General features: G+C 68.6%; 6 protein-coding genes and 1 pseudogene. 5 read left to right on the plus strand and 2 right to left on the minus strand.

Going from position 1 to position 5,363, the window contains the following annotated elements:
* A pseudogene (locus Y706_RS29085) lies at nt 1-683 on the plus strand (hypothetical protein); the annotation flags it as partial.
* 9 nt (nt 684-692) lie between these two features.
* Nucleotides 693-941: a carbon storage regulator gene (locus tag Y706_RS0102415; RefSeq protein WP_026538957.1), complete on the plus strand. Its 249-nt coding sequence runs from the start codon at nt 693-695 to the stop codon at nt 939-941.
* 14 nt (nt 942-955) lie between these two features.
* Here Y706_RS0102415 and flgN read toward each other — a convergent pair whose 3' ends face one another.
* Nucleotides 956-1,471: a flagellar export chaperone FlgN gene (gene flgN / locus Y706_RS27365; protein WP_052354985.1), complete on the minus strand. Its 516-nt coding sequence runs from the start codon at nt 1,469-1,471 to the stop codon at nt 956-958.
* Between the two features lie 243 nt (nt 1,472-1,714).
* On the opposite strand from flgN, the gene Y706_RS0102425 reads away from it, so the two are divergent.
* Nucleotides 1,715-2,533, plus strand: a complete 819-nt coding sequence (locus Y706_RS0102425; RefSeq protein WP_028275323.1) for a sigma-70 family RNA polymerase sigma factor — start codon at nt 1,715-1,717, stop codon at nt 2,531-2,533.
* A gap of 167 nt (nt 2,534-2,700) precedes the next feature.
* A complete protein-coding gene (locus Y706_RS0102430) occupies nt 2,701-3,180 on the plus strand; it encodes a Dps family protein (RefSeq protein WP_028275324.1) in 480 nt (159 codons plus the stop codon).
* A gap of 155 nt (nt 3,181-3,335) precedes the next feature.
* On the opposite strand, the gene Y706_RS0102435 is transcribed toward Y706_RS0102430, so the two are convergent.
* Nucleotides 3,336-4,922, minus strand: a complete 1,587-nt coding sequence (locus Y706_RS0102435; protein ID WP_028275325.1) for an MFS transporter — start codon at nt 4,920-4,922, stop codon at nt 3,336-3,338.
* Between the two features lie 67 nt (nt 4,923-4,989).
* Here Y706_RS0102435 and Y706_RS0102440 point away from each other — a divergent pair.
* Nucleotides 4,990-5,363, plus strand: a 374-nt coding sequence (locus Y706_RS0102440; protein WP_028275326.1) for a TetR/AcrR family transcriptional regulator, incomplete at its 3' end; no start/stop codon positions are given.

Here is a 5,363-nt window from a genome sequence, read left to right on the forward strand (position 1 = left end):
CCGCAGCGCCGGCCGCAGCGGCCGGCGCCGCCGCCGGCGTCTTTGGGAGCCCCGGGCACCCGGTCGCCGTCGGGAGCCCCGAGCAACCGGCCGCCGTCGGGAGCCCCGTGCACCCGGCCGTCTTCGCGCCGGGCAGCGCTGAGGGGGTCCCGGCTCCGGCTCCGCTGACCGGCGTCGGCGATCTCGTTCTCCTGATCGGGCTGGGGGAGGACGCGATGGATACCGCCCTGGCCATGTCCATGGCCTCCGGAGGTGCCGATGTGCGCACCGCCGGTGAGCTCGCCGCCTATGGCCACCTGCACGTCGACGGACGCCAAAGTGCCACGGCCGCGCGCGCCCATGCCGTGGTGACGGAGCGCACCGTCCTGGTGGCGTTCGGACTGGGTAAAGCCCGCAACGCCCTGGCCCGGGTGCCGTCCGTGGCGGCGCTCTCCGCCGACCAGGTCTGGGTTGTGGTCGATGCCGGACGCAAGCACGAGGACACGGCGCGCTGGGTCGGCGTGCTGTCCGCCCAGCTCAACGTGACCGCGGTGGCGGTGGTCGGCGCCTCGGAGACCGGGTCGCCTGAAAGCGTCAATGGCTTGGGACTGCCCGTGGGCTGGATCGACGGGCGCCCCGCCGGGCCGGAACCGACATGGCAGAACCGGCGGGAATCGTACGATGCTCCCCGGGCTGAAGGGTAGATTGAGAGGATGCTGGTACTTACACGCAAGCCGGGCGAACAGATCATGATCGGCGACGGCATCGTCATCACTGTTCTGGAAGGCCGCGGCGACGGTGTTCGGATAGGCATTGAGGCGCCCCGCGGTGTGCCGATCCAGCGCCGGGAAGTCATCGAAGCCATCGCGGCGGCGAACCTCGCGGCGGCGGAAGCGGGCCCGGACGCCGAGGAAGCACTCCGCGGCCTCATGCCGCCGCGCGCCACTCCCGCCGACGGCTGAGGACCCGCACCGGATCAGACATGGTCCCCGCCGAGATACTGGGCCAGGAGCGGCTGGGCTGAACGCCGGACCACGGCCAGGGACCGCTCCAGGTTTCCTCCCATGGTCAGCTGGTCCACAAGCCCGGCCGTGCCCCCCGGGCCGGCGCGTCCCGGCATCGGGAGGCTCCGCAGCGCGTCCTCGTTCACGCTGGAAGCCTCGCCCAGCCGGGCCAGGAGTGCGTGCAGGGCGTCCAGATGCTCGCGCAGGATCTCGGGCCAGGGCCCGGCGGGCGCGGCCGCAATCAGTTCGACGAGCGTGGTCTGTGCCGGCAAGCCCCATTGGGCCGCCACGGCAGCAGATTCGACGCTCCGGGCCAGGGCTTCGAAGCGCAGGCGGTCCAGCACGGTTTCAATCTCGGAGGCCATGAAGTTCAGCCATTCCAGATTCCCGGCCACGACGTGCAGGCGCTGCGTTTCCAGCCTGAAGAGGAGTAGCTCCAGTTGCCGCCGCTCCTGCCACAGTGCCGCGGAGAGATCACTTGCGCTCATGTGCCCCATTCTCTTTCCGCCCTGTGAATCACAGCTTCTGGGCGGTCACCGCATTTTTCGCACAGCTTTTCCCTGAGGGTACACGCAGATCTTGGAACAGGTGATAGGTTTCCTCCATGGGTGCTGCGCCCTGCTTGCGAACGCTGACTCCAATGGGGGGAGCACCGGTCGGTTTTGGGTGCGGCTCTCGGCGTTTTAAGGGTCGAGGACCCTTCGGATCCGGTCTCATGGGGGGACACAGTATTGAATCGCGTGGAACGCAACGAGATGGTCACGCAGCACCTTCCGCTGGTGGGGTATCTCGTCTCAGATTTGTGCTCGAAGGCGTCACACCTTTCTCGCGATGACTTGGCGTCAGCCGGCGCTATTGCCCTGATTACCTCGGCCGATTCGTTCGATCCAGGCCTCGGGGTGCCGTTCGGCGCTTTCGCGCGCCGGCGCATCCTTGGCGCCTTCGCAGACGAGATGCGGGCCAGCGACTGGGCCACCCGATCCGCCCGCCGCCGGATCAAGGAAACCATGTCCGTGCAGGAAACCCTGGCGTCCGCCCTGGGCCGCACCCCCACAGTGGACGAGATCGCCTCTGCCTTGGGCGTCCAGCAGAGCGTTGTGGAGGCCGCGCTCGCGGATGCCTCGCGCACATTGACGCCCCTCGACGAGGCCGTGGTGGACACCCTGGCCGCCGAAACCCTCACCCCGGAACACTCTGTGCTCGCGGACGAACGCCTCCAGTACCTTCGGGCCGCCGTGAAATCCCTCCCGGAACGGATGCGCTACGTGGTGGAGGAGATCTACTTCGGCGACCGCACGGTCAAAGACCTGGCCGCGGAACTCGGATCCACGCACGCAGCGGTGTCCCAGCAGCGTTCGGAAGCCATCCGGCTCATGCGAGACGGCCTGAGCGCCCACTACGCCGACGACCCCGAGCAGCCGTTCCAGCCCCAGTCCAGGATTACCCCGCGGCGGCGCAACGACTACCTCACCCAGCTGTCCGAATCCACCTCCGGCGGCATCACGCGGGCCGTGGTCCCGCGTGGGCCCATCCTGAACGAGGCCGTCTAAACCGCCCCAAAAAACGGTTAGTAAGCCGACTTAGTAAGCTGACCGAGAAATTCCTCCCAGAAGCATCGCGGCCCGGCGCCGCGCTGCGGTAGCGTCGGAAGCATCGGCCGGGGTGCCAGCAATGGCATGCGCGGCCCGCACGGCACCGGTTCTATCGAGGAGGATTCATGAAAGCATCACCCACATTGACGACCAACCTGCAGGCAGTACTGGTGGACCTGATCGAACTCCACGTTCAGGGCAAGCAGGCACACTGGAACATCGTCGGGACCAACTTCAGGGACCTTCACCTCCAGCTGGACGAGATCATCGACGCCGCCCGGGGATTCGCGGATGACCTCGCCGAGCGCATGCGTGCCCTTCACGCCCTCCCGGACGGCCGTAGCTCCACGGTTTCCAAGTCCACCGCACTGGCCGAGTTCCCGAAGGGCCTGATCAACACGAAGGACGCCATCGAGCGGATTGTCGCCGCGCTGGAGGCGGCCGTCGGCACCATGCGCAAGGTCCATGACGAAGTGGACGAGGAAGATCCCACCACCGCGGATCTGCTGCACGAGTTCATCGCCAAGTTTGAGCAGTACGCCTGGATGGTGAATGCCGAGACCATGCGGGCCACGGCCAGCGTGACCACCCCGGACAGCAAGTAGGGACCGGCTCCCACCAGCCCCCCAAAAAATCAGCAGCGTCCGGCGCCGGGTATCCTCCCGGCGCCGGACGCTGCTGTTTAAGGGCTGGAACCCCCTGGACGCTGACGACGGCGTGACGCTGACGACGGCGTGACGCTGACGGCGGCCGCTGAGCCCTATTGGGCCTTCGGCACCGACCGCAGGACGACGGCGGCCAGGACGCAGGCCCCGGACATCAGGACCAGCGCAATTGACGCCGTGACGTGCACGCCCGAGTCGAAGGCGGTGCGCGCGGCCGCCGTCACCGCCTCGGCCAGGGGCGCCGGAAGCATCCGGGCCAGATCCACAGCGCCGGCCAGGGTTTCACCGGCCTGGCTGGTGGCCGCCGCCGGGGCGAGTTCGGACACGCCCGCCGGAAGCCGGAGGTTGCCCTGGTAGGAGGCCGTCAGGATTGAGCCGAGAATCGCCGTGCCCAGCAGGGACCCCACCTCGTAGCCGGTCTCGGAGATGGCGGCGGCCGCCCCTGCCTTGTCGGCGGGCGCCGCGCCCAGGATCAGGTCATTGGAGATCGTCTCCGCGGCGCCCACCCCCAGGCAGAGCACCAACAGGGCGGCAAGGAGCAACGACGGGCCCTGGCTGTGGTCGCCGAAGGCCACCAGGAAATAGCCCGCCGCGCTCAGCAGCAGGCCGCCGGCCACCACAAAGCCGGGCCGCACCTTGCGCACCAGCGGGACCACGAGCAGCCCCGCCACAACTGTGGCGATGAGGGCCGGGACCATGGCGACGCCGGAGGCCGAGGGGGACTGGCCCTCCAGCAGCTGCAGGTGCTGGGCCAGGAAGAGAATGAAGCCGTTGAAGGAGAACAGCGCCAGGACGTTGGCTACGATGGCCGTACTGAAGATCCGGTTGCCAAACAGGCTGACGTCGAGCATCGGCGCGGTGCTGTGGTCTGTCCTGTGGATACGGGCAAGCGCGCGTTGCCGCCGGATGAACACATAGCCCATGAGCAGGCCGGTTCCGATGCTCGCGAAGGCCTCGGGAGCCGGCCCGTGGGTGGCAAGGGCTTTGATCCCGTAGACCACCGGCACCATGACCAGCAGGGACAGGGCAATGCTGGGCACGTCCACCCGGCCCGGCTTCGGATCGCGGGATTCCGGGATCAGCGCCGGGCCGAGCAGCAGCAGCGGCAGGATGATCGGCACCGCGACCAGCAGGACGGCGCCCCACCAGAAGTGTTCCACCAGCCAGCCGCCGGCAATCGGGCCGAGGGCGGCGCCACCGGAGAAGCCGGCGGCCCAGATCGCCACCGCCAGCCTGCGCCGGTTGGGCTGCGGAAAGATGTTCCGGATCAGCGACAGCGTGGACGGCATGAGCATGGCGCCGAACAGGCCAAGCCCGGCGCGGCCGGCGATCAGCCACTCCGCACTCGGCGCGAACGCCGTCACGGCCGACACCGCGGCGAAGCCCGCGCTGCCCACGAACAGCAGCCGGCGCCGGCCGATCCTGTCGCCCAGGGAACCCATCGCGACCAGGAGTCCGGCCAGGACCAGGGGATAGGCGTCGACGATCCAGAGCAGTTCGACGCCGGAAGCGGTCAGGCTGCTGGCGATGGCCGGCAAGGCGAACGTGAGCGCGGTGTTGTCCACGGCCACGAGCAGGACGGGGAACATCAGCAGGGCCAGCGCCACCCAGTCACGCCACGGTGCCCGGGGCCCGGTGGCCGCAGGAGTGCTGGTGGCTGCGGTGATCGATGGAATGCTCATGAAGATAACTATACCGTCTGGACGGTACAGTTAAGAAATGCGCGGGCGGACAGGCATGATGGGAGGCATGCCCAGGAAACCCGTCGCCCGCGAGGCCGTGCTCGATGCCTTCGAATCCCTGCTCATCGAAGTCGGTGAACGCGCCGCGACGCTGGACGCCGTCGCGCGCCGGGCCGGCGTCTCCAAGGGCGGCCTGCTCTACCATTTCCCGACTAAAGAGGCGATGATCGCGGTCCTGCTGGAACGGCTGGACCGGCTTCTGGCTGAGGATGTTGCGGCCATGGCGGCAGCCCCGGAAGGGGCGGCGGCGTACTTCATCAAGTCCTCGGTGTGGGCGGACACGCCCATGGACCGGGTCTTCGTGGCCGCCACGCGGCTCGCCGAGGTGGCGCACGGGGAAACCCTCCGCCGCTTCGCCGCCGGCCAGGCGAGCTGGCTGGA

The organism is Arthrobacter sp. I3 (assembly GCF_000520575.1).
In the GTDB taxonomy this organism is placed as follows: Bacteria; Actinomycetota; Actinomycetes; order Actinomycetales; family Micrococcaceae; genus Arthrobacter; species Arthrobacter humicola_A.